Annotated in this window: 16 protein-coding genes and 1 pseudogene; 3 read left to right on the top strand and 14 right to left on the bottom strand. The window is 51.2% G+C overall.

Annotation, left to right across the window (positions count from 1 at the left end; all coding sequences use genetic code 11):
* Positions 1-6: 6 nt before the first annotated feature.
* The 7 genes from HZB31_02050 to HZB31_02020 all read right to left on the bottom strand — a co-directional run bounded on the left by HZB31_02050 (position 7) and on the right by HZB31_02020 (position 5,591).
* On the bottom strand, positions 7-684 hold the full coding sequence (locus tag HZB31_02050; protein ID MBI5846732.1) for an epoxyqueuosine reductase: 678 nt from the start codon (positions 682-684) through the stop codon (positions 7-9).
* A gap of 3 nt (positions 685-687) precedes the next feature.
* Complete coding sequence (locus tag HZB31_02045) at positions 688-1,374, bottom strand: corrinoid protein (protein MBI5846731.1); 687 nt, start codon at positions 1,372-1,374, stop codon at positions 688-690.
* Entirely contained in the window at positions 1,374-2,402 is a 1,029-nt protein-coding gene (locus tag HZB31_02040) for a methyltransferase (protein MBI5846730.1), read from the bottom strand. Before HZB31_02040 ends, HZB31_02045 begins: the two co-directional genes overlap by 1 nt.
* Before the next feature lie 25 nt (positions 2,403-2,427).
* Complete coding sequence (locus HZB31_02035; GenBank protein ID MBI5846729.1) at positions 2,428-3,387, bottom strand: tetrahydromethanopterin S-methyltransferase subunit H; 960 nt, start codon at positions 3,385-3,387, stop codon at positions 2,428-2,430.
* A gap of 172 nt (positions 3,388-3,559) precedes the next feature.
* Entirely contained in the window at positions 3,560-4,000 is a 441-nt protein-coding gene (locus HZB31_02030; GenBank protein MBI5846728.1) for a carboxymuconolactone decarboxylase family protein, read from the bottom strand.
* 211 nt (positions 4,001-4,211) lie between these two features.
* Complete coding sequence (locus tag HZB31_02025; GenBank protein MBI5846727.1) at positions 4,212-5,258, bottom strand: hypothetical protein; 1,047 nt, start codon at positions 5,256-5,258, stop codon at positions 4,212-4,214.
* A gap of 15 nt (positions 5,259-5,273) precedes the next feature.
* Positions 5,274-5,591: a hypothetical protein gene (locus tag HZB31_02020; GenBank protein MBI5846726.1), complete on the bottom strand. Its 318-nt coding sequence runs from the start codon at positions 5,589-5,591 to the stop codon at positions 5,274-5,276.
* Positions 5,592-5,947: 356 nt separating this feature from the next.
* Here HZB31_02020 and HZB31_02015 point away from each other — a divergent pair.
* Positions 5,948-6,853, top strand: a pseudogene (locus HZB31_02015) (glycosyltransferase family 2 protein).
* 81 nt (positions 6,854-6,934) lie between these two features.
* On the opposite strand, the gene HZB31_02010 reads toward HZB31_02015, so the two are convergent.
* From HZB31_02010 to tilS, 4 genes are all read right to left on the bottom strand, one after another.
* Positions 6,935-7,441 carry a response regulator gene (locus HZB31_02010; GenBank protein MBI5846725.1) on the bottom strand — a complete coding sequence of 169 codons (507 nt, stop codon included), beginning with the start codon at positions 7,439-7,441 and terminating at the stop codon, positions 6,935-6,937.
* Positions 7,442-7,455: 14 nt separating this feature from the next.
* Entirely contained in the window at positions 7,456-10,518 is a 3,063-nt protein-coding gene (locus tag HZB31_02005) for a PAS domain S-box protein (GenBank protein MBI5846724.1), read from the bottom strand.
* Between the two features lie 208 nt (positions 10,519-10,726).
* Positions 10,727-12,139 (bottom strand): glutamate--tRNA ligase, encoded by a 1,413-nt coding sequence (gene gltX / locus HZB31_02000; GenBank protein MBI5846723.1) that lies wholly within the window; start codon positions 12,137-12,139, stop codon positions 10,727-10,729.
* A 76-nt stretch (positions 12,140-12,215) separates the two neighbouring features.
* Positions 12,216-13,628, bottom strand: coding sequence for a tRNA lysidine(34) synthetase TilS (gene tilS / locus HZB31_01995; GenBank protein ID MBI5846722.1), 1,413 nt, complete (start codon positions 13,626-13,628; stop codon positions 12,216-12,218).
* Between the two features lie 96 nt (positions 13,629-13,724).
* Here tilS and HZB31_01990 point away from each other — a divergent pair, with 96 nt between their 5' ends.
* A complete protein-coding gene (locus HZB31_01990) occupies positions 13,725-13,925 on the top strand; it encodes a hypothetical protein (protein ID MBI5846721.1) in 201 nt (66 codons plus the stop codon).
* Here the strand turns inward: HZB31_01990 and HZB31_01985 are convergent.
* Both HZB31_01985 and HZB31_01980 read right to left on the bottom strand, forming a co-directional pair.
* The gene (locus tag HZB31_01985) at positions 13,922-15,520 is read right to left on the bottom strand and encodes a DUF4388 domain-containing protein (protein MBI5846720.1); all 1,599 of its coding nucleotides are present in this window, start codon (positions 15,518-15,520) and stop codon (positions 13,922-13,924) included. The two genes, HZB31_01990 and HZB31_01985, sit on opposite strands and share 4 nt — an antisense overlap.
* Before the next feature lie 9 nt (positions 15,521-15,529).
* Positions 15,530-16,324, bottom strand: a complete 795-nt coding sequence (locus HZB31_01980; protein ID MBI5846719.1) for a helix-turn-helix domain-containing protein — start codon at positions 16,322-16,324, stop codon at positions 15,530-15,532.
* 71 nt (positions 16,325-16,395) lie between these two features.
* On the opposite strand from HZB31_01980, the gene HZB31_01975 reads away from it, so the two are divergent.
* The gene (locus HZB31_01975; GenBank protein MBI5846718.1) at positions 16,396-17,745 is read left to right on the top strand and encodes a beta-ketoacyl-[acyl-carrier-protein] synthase family protein; all 1,350 of its coding nucleotides are present in this window, start codon (positions 16,396-16,398) and stop codon (positions 17,743-17,745) included.
* 27 nt (positions 17,746-17,772) lie between these two features.
* Here HZB31_01975 and HZB31_01970 read toward each other — a convergent pair whose 3' ends face one another.
* The gene (locus tag HZB31_01970; GenBank protein ID MBI5846717.1) at positions 17,773-18,876 is read right to left on the bottom strand and encodes an N-acetyltransferase; all 1,104 of its coding nucleotides are present in this window, start codon (positions 18,874-18,876) and stop codon (positions 17,773-17,775) included.
* Position 18,877 lies beyond the last annotated feature (1 nt).

Genomic DNA, 18,877 nt, shown 5'->3' with positions numbered 1-18,877 from the left:
AGGTCGCTATGTATTTTTTCTTTGTCCCGGCTGTTTTACTTCTCTGTTCTTCGCGCTTGCCTTCCTCGAATAAGGACATACCGTAACGCAGAACCCGCAATTGGGCTTGCCGTCGAGAGCCTGACGCCTGCTTTTGAGCGCAGCACACTTTTCGTATGCAACGAGCTTCAGCCGGGGATTGCCCAGGGACCAATGACCGCCTTTGATTGCTCCGGAAGGACAGTGTGTTACGCATAGATCGCAGTCTCCGCATTCTGACTCCCTCACCGGCTCGTCAGCATCAAGTGGGGCATTGGTCAGCACCGTAGCCCAGGACAGCCGGGAACCGTACTGCCGGTTGATCAAAAGCCCGTTCTTGCCAACCCAGCCCAGCCCGGAACAGGTGGCTGCGGTCTTATGGCAGAAAAGCTTGTACAAGCTGCTTAGCAGCTTAACTTTCTGCCGGTCAGAGTCAGGGGGAATCGAAAGGTTCCGGTATCCCCGTGCACTGAGCCATGCGACCGTGGCACCCTGAAGCAGAGCCAGAAGACGTATCGTTTCCCTGTTAAGGTTCCTGTTCACCGCTATGGCGATGCCGCGGTTCAGGTGAACGATCTCCTTTGACAGGGCCTCGGTCACATCGCCGACGCCGACCAGCGTTGCTCCTTCGCTCCTCAGGTACTGCTTGAGCGGGTCCGCATTCACCAGTTACTGCTTGGCAGCCTTTTCATCCCTCAGCTTCTTCAGGAATGCGACCATCTTGATCGCCTCTTTCAGGGCATTGCTGGCGTCTTCTGCATACCCGTCAGCACCCCACTTGTCAGCAAGGTCCTTGGATGTCGGAGCGCCGCCGATCATGATCATGCAGTTGGGGTTCTTGGCCTTGATCTTTTCGATAACCGTAGGCATGCCGACCATGGACGTCGTCATCATGGCCGATAAGCAAACCAGATCAGAGTCTGTCTTGAGCTGCTCATCCACGAATTTATCCAGGGGCACGTCCCGGCCGAGGTCATAGACATTGAAGCCCGCAACATCGAACATCATTTTAACGAGGTTCTTGCCGATATCGTGGACATCGCCTTCGACCGTGCCGATGACGACCGATCCCTTCAGGCCAAGGTCCATCTGCTTGCAGTGAGGCTTCAGAATGTCGAGTCCTGCATACAGGGCATCAGCGCACATGAGGATCTCGGGAACGAAATATTCCTGGGCCTCGAAAAGCCTGCCTACCTCTTCCATGCCTGAGACCAGGCCGTCGAAGATAGCCTCGTTCGCATCAAGTCCTGCTTCAAGGGCTTCGTTTGCACCTTCCCTGCAGGCGTCCTCGTCGTACTGGATAACGCCGTTTCTCATCTTCTCAAGGATCTCTTTCTTTCTTGTTTCATCTGCCATTATTTTTTACCTCCGTATGAGATCGTTTCTTCCACCATTGCCTTCATATTTTGAGGCGGCACAGTCGGCCAGATATCGCATCCCGGCCATACACCGCTCACGCCGTCGTCAATACACTTTCTGACCGCTTGACGCACAATTTCCTCGCTGCCTGAAACCAGCACGTTGTATGCATCCATATTGCCGAAGATAATGGCATCAGGACCGAGCTTCTTTCTTGATTCTGCAACATCGTTCTTCTGCTCAACGCTTATGGCCGTAGGCCCTGCCTCCATCATTGACGTTACGATATCGTTCGTCTTTCCGCAGATATGGAGCACGGAAAAGGCTGAAATCGCCTTCAGCACCTTCTGGAGCGGAGGCATGATAAGGCTCTTGAATACCCGGGGGCTGAGCACATCGCTGGTGGCGCCCATCTCCCTGACTGTTATGAAATCTACACCGGCCTTCTCGTATTCCTTTGCCGTAAGGATAATGGCATCTGCGCAGAGATCGAGCAGCTTTGCAACCTTGTCCGCCTTCTTGAAGGAAAGCTTCAGGAGGTCATTCAGCTCCATGATCTGGCCGGCAAGGGTAAAGGGACCGAGCACATACGAGCCGATGGCAACATCGTTGCCAATATCAGCCTTCAGAAGTCCGATAGCCTCTCGCATCATCGGTATTCTCCCCTTCTCGGAAAAGCCGTCAGGCAGCTTGATGGTGTCCATCTCCGCCTCGTTATGGATAAGCTTTTCCTTGATCGTAGGATAGAGGATGCCTTCTGCCTGCGGATATACATTGATGACGCAGCCCATCGCCTCTGCCTCAACGCAGAGGTCAACCGGCACAACACCGCATTCGTACCCGAACAGCTTGTAGGTCGTTGCAGCGGTCTCCGCCATCTGTTTTGCATCGAGGTGGATGCCGGCGAACTTGTACCCGAGCCCGTTGATTCCGGTCTCGGTAATGTTGCCCATACCGCTGAAACAGGGCACCCTGTCGACCGGCTCCTTTCTAAACACTTTCAATACTCTTTCGCGTGAATTCATGAACAGTAATTCTCCTTTCGCATATTTATTTCCCTTTTTTCCTCATCCCGCCTTCCTGCATTTTTACGATGAAGTCAGCTAAGTGTTTTCGAATCGGCAGGTTCGGATTATCATAGATCGTCCCGGTTTCGTCATAGACCAGCGTAGAAAGCAGGATATGCGCGCTTGCCACTGCCGGAAATACACGGGGTGCCGTGACTGCCGGGCCGCAAAAATTGAAATCAGACCAGAGCGCTGAACCCATGCCCTGGACCACCGCGTCCATAGCCTTGAACCCGTCAAGTCCCCACTTCTGCTTAATCTCGCCCCACATATGCGTGCCGTTCGAATACGCACCCCCGCAGGGAAATCCGTGTTTCTCCTTTATCAACCTGTTGGCCACACAGGAAAAAGACGTGGAAGGCATATTCATGACCGACGTGTCCACGATGATCGTATCAAAAGAATCGGCGCCCTGAGCCATGATCGACTCGAAAGACTTTACCCTGCCTGCCGGCGACTGGTCCTGATCGTCAAATGCCTGTATAACAACATGCTTAATACCGAGGTCTTTAAGACGCTGCACCTGTCCCTTAATGTCCTTGTCCCAGGGCGTGATGCTGTTGTACAGGAACTTGTCCTGCACACCGATCTCTGCAACATATTCGGTTGCCTTCGCCCGCTGTTCAGCCACCCACATGTCAATGCCAAAGGGCATGGATGTATTTTCAAGATAAAAATCAATATAGGTCTTTGCCTCGTCCGGGGAGTTGGCCACCATGGCCACCATGGCAGGCACTCCCGTGGCCTCGGAGATCTGCTCCATCTGCTTCAGCATCTCCTTTGTTCTGTCACGGTCGAAATTGCCCTTCCGGTCGGTCTTGGTGACGCTGTCTTTGTTATGGAAAAGCGAAGCTATCATAAGCGGCGGGTTCTCTCCCGGCTGGCCGCCCACCGGGATGCCGCTGAAATTGAACACCTTCTGTTCCTTTTCAAATCTGAACATTCTCTCTCCTTATCGTGGTAATTTATGCTAAACTATTTTTACTTTCTCACATGGGGCGGTCGTTCCTGTTTTCAGGACGCTGTCCCTTTTTTTCGTACTTCAGAACACAGAAGTCAGAAGCCAGACTCTGAGTGACAGCAATCTGTTTTCTGACCTCCGGGTTCCCGCTCTCTTAAAATACGCCGTGATCGAACTTCGGAGCAGGCAGATACTCCCACTTCTCGCCCTTCTTGAACTTGTCGAAGATATCAAGACACTTCAGAGCATATTCAAAAGCATAGGGTATGCCGGGGCCGCCGGGCACAAAGCCTGCCAGGATCATGCCGACTGCTGCTGCTTCGAAAACTTCATTCCAGGTTGCTCCTGCCTCAGCAGCAGGGATAACATGGATAATGCAGCGCCGTGAACAATAGGCAACGCCTCCTGACATGAACATCAGTTCCTTAACCTTTCTCGAAAGTGCTCCGTCGCCGAAGATGCTCGCATAAAAATCTGCAAAGGTCCTGCCCGGATCCGGCGTTACCGTATTGATAACCTGAAACATCCTCGGGACAAAACCGCACTGCTGCTTCATGTACGCATTAACCTGTTCAGCTGTCATTTTCTCTGCCATCTTACTTACCTCCGTGGTTTGATCTCCTGGCGCAAGGCCAAGAATGTTTTTACAAAATCGAGCAATCCCATTCTTTCATTACCTCCCTTACCTCTAAATCCCCTGTATATTTCCTCACCTCCCTCAGGGGTATCCTTTCTTGGGGTTGGGGATTGGGGATCAGGTTTGGTTAAACACCAAGCCCTAATCCCTAAACCCTATTCCCCATTTTCTAATATTTCCAGTTCAGCGCTACGTCATGGAACTTTTTCAGATTTTCAAATGAGATCGTGGGCGGGATATCGCAGCCCGGCACAAGGATGAATCCCTTATTGTCCTTGCCCGCAACCTCAATAACCTCGCGGCAGGCAGCCTCGACCTCCGCCTCTGTCTTGTTCAGAAGCACATGCACCGGGGCAACATTGCCGCCAAAGGACATATTGCCAAGGAGCGCCTCGCGTGCCTTGGCAATATCGACCTTCTGATCAAAAAATATCGTAGAGCACCCTGTCTGAGGGAAAAGATCAAGCCTGTCTGCCGTATTGCCGCAGATATGAAGGATCGTATGGGCACCCTGCGATTTTGCCCAGTCGCTCAATTTCTTGAGCGGCGGCACAGCGAATCGTGCCATCTGCTTTGCATTGATCAGGTCGCCTGAAGCCGTAGGGTCAGCAATGCTAAGCGCCTCGATCCCATCTTTGACCAGGGGTTCATAGAGTTTGATAAGCAGGTCTGCGCAGAAGTCCACCATCTTTTCGACAAAGGCAGGCTTTTTGAACGTGGCCTTCATAAAAGTCTCTTCGCCCACAAAACGGGCAGCAAGCGTGAAAGGCCCCCAACAGGTCATGGTAACCAGATATTTGTCGCCGATCTTCTGCCTGACCTTCCGCGTTGCATCCATTACTGCCTGGACTACAGGGTCCCTGAAAATATCTTCCATGTCGAGCTTTGCAAGGTCCTCTTCAGAACTCACCACATGGGCAGTCATGTCAGGTGCCCCGATCTCGCGGAACTTTACGCCAACACCCAGTTTTCTTCCCAGTGCGATCGCATGAAAATTGTTAAACCCTGATCCTACATACACAATGTCTGACCTGATCTTCTCCGCCTCGGTAACGCACATCTGCACGTTCTTGTCCACATTGGTCGAAAGCTCTTCGAAACTCGTGCCGTAGTCCTTGACGGACCACATACCGCCGCCAAAGAGCGTTACCGGCATCCTCTCGGTCGGCTCCATTGCAAAGGCCTTCAGGATCGTCTCTCTCGGTGTCATGGTCATACAGGTGATTCCTCCTTATATATGCGAAGTAATGCTTCTGTTATGCAGGCTATGAACAAGGTCCCTCAACTTCTCAAGGTCTATCGGTACTTTGATGCTGAGTGAATCTGTTTCGTCTTCAGGATATCCGACAAGGATCACCCTGATGTCTGGCGCAATGGTTTTCATGACCTTTATGGCATCCTCGGCAGGCATACCAAAGGCCTGAGAGTCGATAATAACTGCTTCGTAGGAGTTCTTTATAATCTGCTGAACAGCATGGGCAGGGTAATCTGAAAGATCGACATTGTATCCCTCGTCTCGAAGGATTCCGTAGAGGCCTTTGATCAGCATCGGATTTTGCGTGCATAACAGGATGTCGCTCACAGTGTTTTAATAAGAGGCAATTCCAGTGCCACAGTCGCCTCGCTTATAACCTGCCGGATTTGAAAGATATTTTATCAACTATTAGTCAATACTGTTACATATTGCCCCAATGATCTGGGGAATATTTACCCACTCAATGAAATTTAGATCGTCGGATTGGGCTAAGACGATTAGCGTAAGGCAAAATCCGGCTCTTATGTTCAGTTGGTATTATCAAAACTGGCGAAGTTCCGAAACAAAGGATATACTTACTGATACAAGGATCAGGTATTGCGTACCGCGGAATACAGAATTACGGGAGATCTGACCTTAACGCTTATTGCATGACAAGTATCATTATCCCTACATTTAATGCCGAAAAACAGATGCGGAACCTTTTTGAGGCCCTGAGATCTCAGACTGTTTCTTCCGAGATAATCGTGGTTGATTCCTCATCGTCTGACAGGACTGTTGAGCTTGCAGAATCGTTCGGCGCAAGGGTATTAGTCGTCCGGCGCGAGGATTTTGATCATGGAAAGACAAGGACACTGGCAGGCAACGCAGCAAAAGGAGACATCCTGCTCTATATGACACAGGACGCTCTTCCGTTTGACCGGCACAGTGTCGAAAATATGGTAAGGCTTTTTGACGACCCGCTGATCGCTGCTTCCTTCGGCTGACAATTACCCTATACTGATGCCAGCGCCTTTGGAGCACACCTGAGGCTGTTTAATTATCCTGAAACCCCGTATATAAGGACTCTGGGCGACAAGAAGACCTATGGGATCAAGACGCCTTTTCTCTCCAACTCCTTTTGTGCATACCGGAGAAGCTCATTGGAAAGAATCCTCTGGTTTAAAGAAAAACTGATCCTCGGCGAAGACACTTATGCAGGCGCCAAATTATTGCTTGCCGGATATAAGATAGCGTATGTCCCTGACGCGATGGTCTATCATTCCCATAACTATTCCGCTTTTCAGGAAGCAGGCAGGTATTTCGATATCGGGGTCTTCCACAAATCAGAACAGTGGATCATTCGAGAGTTTGGAAAAGCGGAAGGAGAGGGGGCACGCTATGTACAATCAGCCCTGGCTTTTCTGGGCAAGAACGGGAAAAGTTACCTGCTGCCGGAATTTATCGCAAGAAACATTCTGAAATATATTGCATATTCCTTAGGACGGCATTACGACAGGCTGCCTGACTCAATTATATGCAAATTAAGCTGGAATAAATTCTACTGGAATAAATAAAAATCTAAAACATAATTATTGCCACTCTATCACAGCAAACTGAGTCTGTCTCGCTGTTTTCTCGGCATTACAGCCTGTCGGTCAGTCGGGCTTAAGTTCAGATATGGTTTCCTGTAATTTTTTGATCTTTTCTGAGGCCTCTTCCTGCAGACCTGCAATCATTTCCTGGGAAATATTGGTAGCATCATCATGTTTTTTCTTCATCTCATTTATCACGGCAATATCTCTCACGATGCGATCAATTCTTACCAGCAACTCTCCTATCGTGAAAGGCTTCTTTATGAAATCAGAAGCACCTGCGGTAATTGCCCGCTCATAGGTCTCTTCCTCTGCGAACCCGGTCATGACAATGACTGCTAGGTCAGGATACATGCCTTTTACCGCGTGAGTAAGCACAAACCCATCCATACCCGGCATTATGACGTCAGTGAGCATGAGATCAAACGTTTCCGTTTTAAGCAGTTCCAGTGCAGCAATGCCGCTGGATGCAGTCCTGCAGGTATGATCGAAGGCCTTTACCCCTTCTTTAAGCATTTCTGCCAGCATCGGCTCATCATCTACAATCAAAATGCGATATTTATTATCCATAGTTCCTACCCTGATCATGAATTCTTGGGGGACTCGGCCTCATCTCGCCCCCCGGGCTCTTTAAAATACTGAGGGAATTCCTTCTTCGCGCACTCTTTGCATATGCCGTGGCTAAACTGAGAATCTGTGTGTTTGCTGATATAGCTCTCCATCTGTATCCAGGCCCCTTTGTCGTCCCTGATCTTCTTGCAGTATGAGCAGATTGGCAATATGCCGTGCAGGGTCTTGATCTCCGCAAGCGCCTTCTGGAGCTCAGCTATAAGGCTTTCACGTTCCAGTTCTCTCTGTTTTCTCTCGCTGATGTCGCGGAAAGCGGTGACCGATGCAATGATCTTCCCGTCCTCCATCAACGGCCTGCTGTGGACGGACACGGGGAAAACGGTCCTATCTTTTCGGACGAACACCTCCTCCGTGGAATGGAACCGGTTTCCGGTCTCGATGACCTTCCGCATCTCGCAGTCATCGAACAAAAGGGTGGTTCCGTCTGCCCGCCTGTTATGGATCACATCGTGGATATTTTTATGGATCAGTTCCTTCTCTGACCATCCAAGAAGCGCCTCAGCCTCCGGATTCATGAAGGTTACGTTGCCGCGCGGGTCCAACACATAGACGCCTTCTCCCAGCGCTGCCGTTACATCCCGGACATACTTTTCTTTTTTCCTGAGCATGTCCGTGTTCATCGCGTTCCGGATGGCGACCGCAGCATTGTTGGCGATATGCTGATAAATATTGATCTCGTTTTTGGAAAACTCCCTGCGTTGCAGCGTATGCCCGATCAGAACGCCGATGACCTCGTCTTTCATCAGCATCGGCACAGCCACAGCAGAATGGATGCCTTTCTCTCCAACAATGGCAGGCACTTCGAACCGGTTTTCGCAGAGGAAGTCTGCCACGGTCTCCGCTCTTTTGTTCTTCAGAACAAGGGACGAGAGCCCCTGTCCCTCAGCAAGGCTGAAATGGCCGATCAGGGATTCCGGGAAGCCAAGGATGTCTGCAACAGTCAGATTCATTCTGTCCTCGGACAGCAGCAACAACGTCGAAAAGTCAAAGTTCAAAAGCTCCTGCGAGACAGAGATGAAAGACCGGTATAAGCCCTTCAAGTCCGTGGTCACGGTCGTGTCACGCGAGATGGAAAGCAACCGCTCAAGATCGCGGGAGTATTGCTTGCTCATTTCTTCGGCCTTCTTAAGCACGGAAATATCCCGGGCAGAGTGGATGGACCCGATCAGCGTGCCGTTGGCCGCGCAAAGAGGGGAGACGGTGATGAAGTAGTGGCCGCCGAGCCTCGGTTCATGGATCTCCAGCGAGCGGGCCTGGCCGTCCGCTAAGAGCTTTGCATGGGGGCAGTAGTCAGGCGGTGCCGTTGTTCCATGAACAGACTCATAGCAGGTCATCCCGACTGCCCGGACCGGGGTAACGCCCAAGGCATCTGCCATGGATTTATTGGCCTTGATAATATGATAGTTCGTGTCAAGGATCATGAGCGGGTCGGCAATGGCGTCGAAAGTGCGTTCCCATTCTTCCTTGGCTTGCCGGATCTGCTCCTGGGCCTCCCGGTGCCTGGTAATGTCTTCCTTGACTGCCACGTAATGAGTAACTGTTCCTTCACTGTTCATGATGGGAGCGATGGTGGCAGATTCCCAGTACAATTCACCATTCTTCTTTTTATTGCAAAACTCGCCGTGCCACTCATGACCTGCCCGGAGGGCTTCCCATAAGCGGTCATACTCCTCCCGGAGTGTTTCTCCTGATTGCAGAATCCGTGGATTTTTCCCGATCGCTTCGTCGGCTGAATAGCCAGTAATTTCCGTAAATTTCGGATTGACATATTCGATAACGCCGCTGGCGTCCGTAATAACAATCGTGGCTGGGCTTTGCTCGACAGCGCGGGATAGTTTGCGGAGCGTTTCCTCTGTTTTCCTGCGTTCGGCAATCTCATTACTCAGCTCTTCATTTGCCGTCTGCAGTTCCACGGTACGCGCCTGAACTTTCTGCTCAAGTCCGTTGCGCGCCTCTTCCACAAGTTGATTGGACCGAACAAGATATTTGTTCAGCCTGAGCGCATGCAGAGTCAGGATAATCATAATAATTATCGAGGCGATTACGAAAACGATCCAGCGCCAATATTGTCTGAACACGTCCGCTACGGTTATGTTCCCATAATCTTTATACGGCCCGAGACGGAGTTCCTTCATCAGGTCGTGCACCGGTTGGTAGACAAGCGGAATAGTCCAGCCGGTTATTTTGCCCGCTTTTGCCGCGGAGCTGTCATGCGGCATGCCGAAGAGTGCAACAGCCACCTGTTCCGCAAGTTCAATATCAGTATTCCTTGTCGCGGCAAGCGGCCATTCAGGATAGAGCCTGGTGCTGAGCTGGAACGGGAAGCCCTTCTCCTGTTGGTTCAGAATGCGAAATGCGCGAATGTCAATTTTACCTTCCGCTGTCATACGCTCAAGCGTGTCTGTGCGCACCGTCCCGGCATCAGCCTTACCGTCGCGGATGGCGTATACAACGTCGTCGTGCGTGGTCTCGGAGAAGTGCAGACCGCTGAAATCCCGGTATGGGTCCAGACCGCTTTTTTTCAATTCCCGCCACGCCACCTGCCAGCCGCCCAGAGAGGCTTCATCAACCGCTAAAAAGGACTTACCTTTCAGATCGCCAAGACTGTTGATATCGCTTCTGTCGGCCAGGCAGAAGATCACGCCGCCGAATACGGTCTGGCCTCCATGAAGTCCATCGTTTCGCAAGGTCGCGATCCGGTTTGCGTTGTACCGCGCTTCCAGTTCAACATAGATAGAGGAATTTGCCAGAACAAAGTCCACATCCCCGCGCTCAACCGCAGGGCCAATCTCATGAAACCCCAGTGGTACGATGGAGAAAGTATTGCGAGGGATATTCTTCGACAGATAGTCGGCGGTCGGCCCCCACATCGTTAGCGCGGTTTCCGCACCCCGATAGGCAAGAACGCCGATTTTGACCTGTTGATTCGGACTGTCAGCTGCGCTATAGGCAGGGATATTTCCGAAAAAGAGGAAAACAAGAAGGACCGCGGCAAGGAATACTAATTGTATTCTCACATGCTACTCCCCCCCCCGTAAATTTTCTAAAAATAACGATTACTTCTTCCCAAAATTGCCATTTCCAAGAGTAACAACTCAGGTAATATCAGGCAATTCTTCCCACTACTATCGTAACATGAAATAAAATAATGTCGAGAATATTTCGCACGCGTGGGTAACGCAGGTACAGGAAAATGCAAGGAATTCAAAGCAAAACGCAGCAGGCTCACGCAAGAATACTGATTGCCTTTTCAAGCCTCTTCAGGGTCGTCTCTTTGCCTAACACTTCAAGCACCTCATAGATGCCCGGACTTTCCGTGCCACCGGTCATGGCAACACGCACGGGCTGTGCAAGGGCGCCGAGTTTCACGCCATGCTTTTCGACAATACCCTTGAAGACCGGCTCCAGCCCAGCATGAGAGAAGTCAGCATGCAATGCAAGCGCATCCTTCAGGTCATTGAGCAGCGGCAGGCTCTTTTCATTCAGGAACTTTTCCTTTGCCTTCTCGTCAAAAGTCACATCCTCAACGATATAGTAACGAAGCGACGTTGCAAGCTCGACCAGCGTCTTTGCCCTCTCCTGCAGGGTCTTTACTGCGCTGGCAAGCCACGCCATGTCCAGCGCCTGTCCCTCAGAAATGGTCTGTTCCTTTTTCAGAAAAGGCAGTACGAGTTCGGCAAGCTTCTCCGGAGCAGTTGCCATGATATATTGCTGGTTCAGCCAGAGCAGTTTTTCCGGATTAAAGACTGCTGCTGCATTGCCGACATTTTCAAAAGAAAAATAGCTGACCAGTTCTTCGCGGCTGAAGACCTCCTGATCGCCGTGCGACCAGCCGAGGCGCACCAGATAGTTTACGAGGGCATCCGGCAGATAACCCATCTCGTAATAGGCCATGACCGAGGTCGCTCCATGGCGCTTTGACAGGCGCGTTTTGTCTGCACCGAGTATCATCGGCAGATGAGCAAATCTTGGTGTCTCGTATCCGAGGGCCTGGTAGATATGGATCTGCTTGGGGGTGTTGTTGAGGTGGTCGTCGCCGCGGATGACATGGGTGATCCGCATATCTACGTCATCGACAACAACCGTGAAATTATAGGTAGGGGTATTGTCAGAGCGGAGGATGATCAGGTCATCGAGCTGAGCGTTCTCAAAGACCACCCTGCCCCTGATCAGGTCATCAACAACGGTCTCTCCCTGCTGCGGGGTCTTGAACCTGACAACAGGGACCCTGCCCGGGATCGGCTCTCTGAGGTCCCGGCATCTGCCGTCGTATTTCTGCGGCTTGCCCTGCGCTATGGCAAGATGCCTGCGCTGCTCGAGTTCTTCAACAGAGCAGTAGCAGTGATATGCCTTACCTTCCTGCACCAGTTTTTCGACATAATTTCTGTACACGTCGAACCGGTCTGTCTGCCTGAACGGACCTTCCTGCCAGTCAAGGTCAAGCCATTTCATGCCCTCGATGATCGCCTCGATATATTCATCGGTCGAGCGCGTCCTGTCCGTATCCTCGATCCGGAGAATAAAAGTCCCGCCACTGTGGCGCGCATAGAGCCAGTTAAAAAGGGCCGTGCGCGCACCGCCTATATGAAGATGTCCTGTCGGACTGGGTGCAAATCTTACCCTAATCTGTTCTGCCAAAATAACCTCCTGAACCAATTAATTGCGTTTTGTAACGTATTGTTGAGCATGTGGCTGACAGTCCTGCCCCCACCCTCTAAAATTTCCCTTTTACTATACCAAGTCTCACAAACTTTTTCGTCTGATCTCTCACCTTGAACCTTTCATCTGCCCGGTATCCGGCTATCCAGGCGATATCATCTCCGGAAACAACTACCGGTATACTGTCGCGCTCATCGCGCGGCACCTTCATGTCCACAAGAAAATCCTGGAGCTTCTTTTTCCTGCCAAATCCCATGGGGTAAAAGAAGTCTCCTGTTCTGCGCGGCCTCACCGTAAGCGGAAACCGCAGCTTCTCTGCATCAAGGACCACTGACGATTTCCCGTCGCCCAGCTGCTCAGTTCCCTCTTCTCTGGCCGCAGTCACCACCTGTCCGGCACCCACAATGACCGCCTCGCCCGGCAGATCGAGAGTATACTCTGCAATACGCAGGGGCTCCTCGGACGTAATCACAAGGAGAGCGTAATCCTTGATCACGCGAATGTCCCTTGGCAGCATAAGCCTGTCCCCGCTCTTGCCATTCTTGATAAGAGCAATGATGTCTTCGATATGGAGAAAGCCTATGCCCCTCAGTCCTTCTGTTTCGCTGAGCGCCCGCCTGAGGACTCTCCTGAGAATGACCGTTTCCATTGCCTCCAGGGGAGACAGAAACAGCTCGATCCTCTTTTGGGACTTTCTGCTGATGAGCTTCATCAGCGTCTTGGTAACAAGGATCTCGAAGTAGCGCTCTTCTTCCCGCAGGATCTCCATGGTATGGCCAAGCGACTGCAGAAGCTGCGGGTTCGCCTGCTTCAGTATTGGCATGAGCCTCAGCCTTACCATGTTCCTGAAGTAGTCTTCTTTACGGTTGGAGGAATCGATGACCGCCACGATGTCCCTGCCCACAAGGAACCTCTCAATCTCCTGCTTTCCTGTTTCCAGAAGGGGCCGTATGATGTTGCCCCGCTTCACGGGTATGCCGGAAAGCCCTGCGGGTCCTGCTCCCCTGACCAGTCTCATCAACAGGGTTTCTGCCTGATCATCGGCATTATGGGCAAGCGCCACCTTGTTCGCCCCTATTTCAGCAGACGCCTTCCCGAAGGCCTGATACCTGAGTTCCCTCGCAGCTTCCTGCCTGTTCATGCGGTGTTCTTCACTAAACGAAATGACATCGACCGATTCAACCATGAACGGTATGCCAAGATCCTCGCAGAATTTCCGGCAGAACGCTATCTCTGCAGGCACCTCATCGGGCCTGAGGTTGTGGTTGATATAAAGTGCGCATATGCGCAGTTGATATTTTTCCTTAAGCGTATGCAGCAGATACAGAAGACAGGTAGAATCAGGGCCGCCGGAAAAACCGACGACAACAGAATCGCCTTCTGCGAGAAGACCGTTTTTGACAATAGCCTGCTCGGTTTTTTCTATGAGGTTGTCTGCTCTCATGATATCTATGTCTGGTTCTTTCATAACAGGGTCTGCTTATATTATGATATAAAAAAGCTCATTCAACCAGCCGGAAGCAGGTTGGCTCAAGTCTTCTGCCATTGGCCTAACGCAACATATATGAAAACACGTTCGACAAGACATAAGGGCATTGCCGATAAAAGCGACATCCCGAACTCATCTTCGGCCAAACAGACCGGGAGAGCCGGCAGGGCATATGGCGACAACGTATCCATATGTATCAATACGGACTGCATGCTCAGAAAAAAGGCAGGGGGATGCCTTGGCTTTGAGGGCTGCCCCGGCTTTAAGTCCCGTTAATCTTTCTGCAACTCAACGATTTTTTTCATCCCTTCGGCGGCATCTGCCTGGTGAGGATTGATCTTGAGTGCTTTATCAAAGGTATTCTTCGCCCTGAGCATAAAACCGAGCTTCAAATAGATATGGCCAAGCTCTGCAACATAGTCAGCATTATGGGGGGAGAGAGAAACTGCCTTGAGTATCGACGCCTCGGCTTCCTTGATCTTCTTGTTTCTGAGCAGGGCAATGCCATAAAAAAAATGATAATCAGGCACTGAATCATCAAGGTATACTGCCTGACCCAAAAAAGTCATGGCATTCTCATTATCCTGATTGTTCAGGCTTTGCCGGCCCTGCCGGTATTTCCCCTGAGCCATAGTCTTGTTGTTCGTGCCCTGAGGTTCCGCCTGGGGGGCGGCAGTCTGCGTCTGCTGTTGACTGCTGCTGCCGGACCTCGAAAGCTCCCGGTATGCTTCATTAATATAGGCAAAAATAACGTTGAGTTTTTCCTTCAACTCCCCGGACTGAACGAATAAATAACGGTCCGGATGGTATTCCTTTGCCAGTGCATGATACGCATGCTTGATCTCGGAAGATGTTGCTCCCGGCAGCAGGCCGAGCACTCCCTGATACCCGAGCGTTTTGTGCTCGTGGTAAATCTTATCGATCCTCTCGGCAAGTCCAGGATCAATCGACGTTCCCTCGGGTGCAATCATATGTTCCTGAGGGCTTTCCCCCGCAGTCTCTGCCTCCATCTCAAGCAACCGGGCGCTAAAGAGTGCGTAAACCGCTCTGAGGGTATCTTCCTCATTCGAGGGAGAGACCGCGAGGATCTCGCTGAGCGAAACCTTGGCGTTTATCAGCGAGAGGATCTCTTTGTCCCGCGCCTCAAGCACCAGTCGATCCAGGATACTGCTTATGTCAGATGAAATGGATACCGTGGTATGGTGAGGGAGATATCTGCGTTTGAAGGCATCAATACATTCTGCCTTTCTGGCGCCGCGATACAGGAGATCGCTTGTATTCAGATTCAGTTGTATAATTTCCCCTCCCGGCAGGGGCTCTTCCCTGAATATGAACTTCGCATCTTCAGCCGTACAGAGGTTCATGATAACCGACGCAGCGCTCTGATGCGCTGCCTGAACCAGGTCCTGAGGTTCTGACGCACGAAGCATGGCACCAGGCGGTTCTTCCTTCGGGTCAGACAGTGAAAAGACCATCTCCCCATCCTTAAAATATATCTTTCGGTGTGATTGCTCTGTTTCGATATGCAGGACTCCCGATTTGCGCGCCCTTTGTATACCTGAGAGAAGGTCCGAAAGCCGATAGTAGCCCAGCATTCCTTCCAGAGGCCCCATTCTGATAACGCCTACCTTCAGGCCGGCAAACATCTCCCTTTTCCAGATGATCTTGCCGGAGGCATTGAGGTTGATGTCCCTGATCTTCAGATCGAGGACTTGGGAATTGAGCTCTGACATGCCCTTGATAAAAATGGCAATGCCGGTTGGAGAAAAATCTGTCGCAACCGCAGAAACGGCCTGACCGTTCACGATAAGGTCAAAGGTGAGATCAAGCTTTCTTCTGGGAAATGCTCTTTTGTTTATTACCTCTTTCACGAAAGCCGGCTACTCACCCTGCCTGTTGATCTGCTGATTTTCAGGAAAAACCAGGGTCATAACCTGGCCAAGGCTCCCCGGCGAGCCAATATCCTTTCCGTCGAGATTCAACCTGATGCCGCCTGCGTTGCCAAGCTTCAGCACCGCCTTGTCAGCAAACTGCCAGGTCCGGGTCGTGCCCGGCCTGAGCAGTACCTCTTCATATTTGCCGTTTGAAAACTTGATATGCATCCAGGTCAGATCATCTGCAGTAATCACAAGACTGTGCTCACCGGAGACCTGAGGCTTCTGAATACCGGTTGCCTGGCTGCTTACAGCCGGCGGCACTGCCTGAGACTGTGATCGGCCGGTTTCGTTCTCAGGCCGCGACGGCTGCCGCTCTGCCGGGACCGGCTCGACGCGCTGTACAGGCGGGGCGGGCACTGCCGCCATTTGTTTCTCGGGCACTGCTCTTCCCTGTCCCAGGATGAAAACACCAAGAATAAGAAGAATTATCACAAATGCAGGAATCACGTAATAATAAAAAGGGATCTTCTTCTTAGAAGAAGCTACAGGGAAAATAGTCGATGGCTTGGGCTGGGTAAGATGTCCCGTATAAATGGCGATGATCGGTTCAGGATCGATATGCAGATACGCCGCATAGCAGCGGATATAACCTATGGTATATACCGCAACAGGAAGCTTCTCGAAGAGGTCATTTTCAATTGACGCAAGGTAGTCTTCCTTGATCTTCAGAAGATCTGCCGTTTGTTTCAGGTCAAGCCCCAGCTCTTCACGTCTTCTTTTCAGAAGTTCCCCGGCCACACCCTCTCCTTGCAAGGATTAAAAGCTTATTATTATCCTCTAATTAAAAATCTTTATGCAAGTTTTGTGTTATGAATCAGGGAGGATACCTCATCGAGATGCGGCAGCCGAAAAAAGAAAGTGGTAAACCATTTGTGGTAATATGGTTTACTATGCATCGGATCGCATTAACAGGAATCGGGGCCGTAACGCCGCTGGGAAGCACCTTTAATGCTTCCTGGGAAGCTGCCTGCAGGCAGCGATCAGGGATTGCTCCTGTTACGCGTTTTAAGACGGACGGCATACCATGGAAGGTCTGCGGCGAAGTGAAGGGTTTTGATCCTGTCCCTTATCTAAGCGTAAAGGAGATACGACGACTTGATCCCTTTGCGCAGTATGCGGTAAAGGCAGCGCTTATGGCTGCGGAAGATGCCGGGCTGGTCACGCAGGCGGGGGAGGGAGAAGGCGCCACGCCACAGCAGATCAACTATCTGAATTCCGGCGGCGTAATCATCGGATCGAGCAGGGGCGGCATCAGAACGATCGAAATGGCTCTCAGCGCTCAGCTCCCTGATACCGGCCGCAGGACAAGAAACCGCCGTTTTTCCCCCTACCTCATGCCCTCGACGACCATAAGCATGGCAGCGTCCTATACCGCCCAAAAACTTGGACTGAAAGGATACTGCCTCGGCATTTCGAACGCCTGCAGCTCCGGCACCAATGCAATCGGTGAGGCCTACCGTATGATCAAGGCGGGCTTTACAGGCCCGGTCATTGCAGGAGGCGCTGATGCACCGCTCTGCAGAACGTGTCTGGAAGGCTATGGCAGTGCCGGGGCGCTGTCGAAAATCCCTGATCAGAGCGCAAGCAGACCCTTTGACAGACATCGCGATGGCTTTGTGCTCTCTGAAGGTGCCTGCATTGTCGTTCTTGAAGAATATGAAGCCGCACAAAGACGGGGGGCGAGAATCTATGCCGAGATCATCGGGTATGGCAACTCGGTTGATGCCTTTCATCAGACACAGCCGCTTGCCGAAGGAGAGGCAAGGGCAATGAATAGCGCCTTGACCGCTGGAGGGATTACACCATCGGATGTCGATCTGATAAGCAGCCATGGCACATCAACCCCTGTGGGAGACATTGCCGAATGCGAGGCAATCCATCTCGTCTTTGGAGAGCAAGCCGCCCGCATACCGGTGACCGCCATAAAATCCATGTCCGGTCACATGTTGGCCGCATCAGGCGCCTTCGAAACAGCCTGCACTGCCATGGCCATCAGTCAATCCACCCTATTGCCTACGATCAATCTTTCAGAACAGGATGAGAAGATACTGCTTTCCGTCGTGCGGGAAGCACAATCCGCGGAGATAGGGACCGCTATGGTAAACTCCTTCGGTTTCGGCGGGGTGAATGCAGTGCTGGTGCTGAAAAAGATCAATTGATTGATTGCTATGGCCAGCAATACGTAATTATAGCGCTTTCTCGTAAATCCGGTATTTCTTATAGAGCCTGCCGCCGGCCATCTCCACGATCCTCTGCACCGGAATGTTGTCCTCAAGTATCCAGGAAAACTCCACCCGCTGATATTTTCCCTCCCTGAGCCCCCTGAACCCCTCCCGGAAGAGCAACGCATCAACACCCTTATTGCGGTACTGTTTCTTGATGCCCAGGAGAAGGAGCCTGAGGTCCCTAATCTTACGCGAATAATACAGGGCTTTCATGATCGTGAGAGGGTTGATATTTCCGTTCATCTTCTTCAGCACGATATTGAAGTCAGGTACCATACCCAGAAAACCTACCGGTTTTCCGTTATCCTCGGCAATCAGGGTCAGTTCAGGTACTACGATCTGCTTCAACCGCTCGCCGAGATAAAAAATCTCTTCGTCGGTAAGAGGGATAAAGCCCCAGTTCTTCTCCCAGGCATCGTTGTATACCTCCCTGAAGACGAGCATCTCGTTATCGAACCTCTTCTTGTTTACGGGTCTGACTGTTATACCGCGTTTCTCGGCAATCGCAGCAACACGCAGCACTTTTTCGGGAAGGCTTTGCTGCACTTCGTGAATAAAGGCATAGAGGTCTTTTGACTTCCCCATGCCGCAGGACTCCATGAGATTGTTATAGTAGGAAGGGTTATACGGCGTCATAAGCATCGGGTGCTCATCATAGCCTTCGATCAGGAAGCCGCATTCTTCATTGGTCGAAAAGTTCATCGGCCCCCGCATAACCTTCATGCCTTCTGCCTTGAGGTCGGCAGATACAACATCGAGCAGGGATTTGGCAACATCGATGTCGTTTATGGATTCAAAGAAGCCGAAGAAGCCTGCATCCTCCTGTTGGAATTCCCGGTGACGCTTATTGATAATGGAACAGATCCTGCCGACAATCCTGCCCTCTTTTTCCGCAACAAAGTATTTGACCTCAGCATGCATAAAAAAAGGGTTCTTTCGGGAAAACTGGTCTCTCAGCTCTTTTCTGAGCTGAGGAACATAGTGAGGGTAGTTCCGGTAAAGTGAAAACGACAGTTCTATGAAACGGTCAAGATCTTTTGATGCAATGACTTCTTTAACGTCCAAG

This window comes from Nitrospirota bacterium (assembly GCA_016235245.1).
Lineage (GTDB): Bacteria > Nitrospirota > Thermodesulfovibrionia > Thermodesulfovibrionales > UBA6898 > UBA6898.
This window is presented reverse-complemented; position numbering and strand designations above follow the sequence as displayed.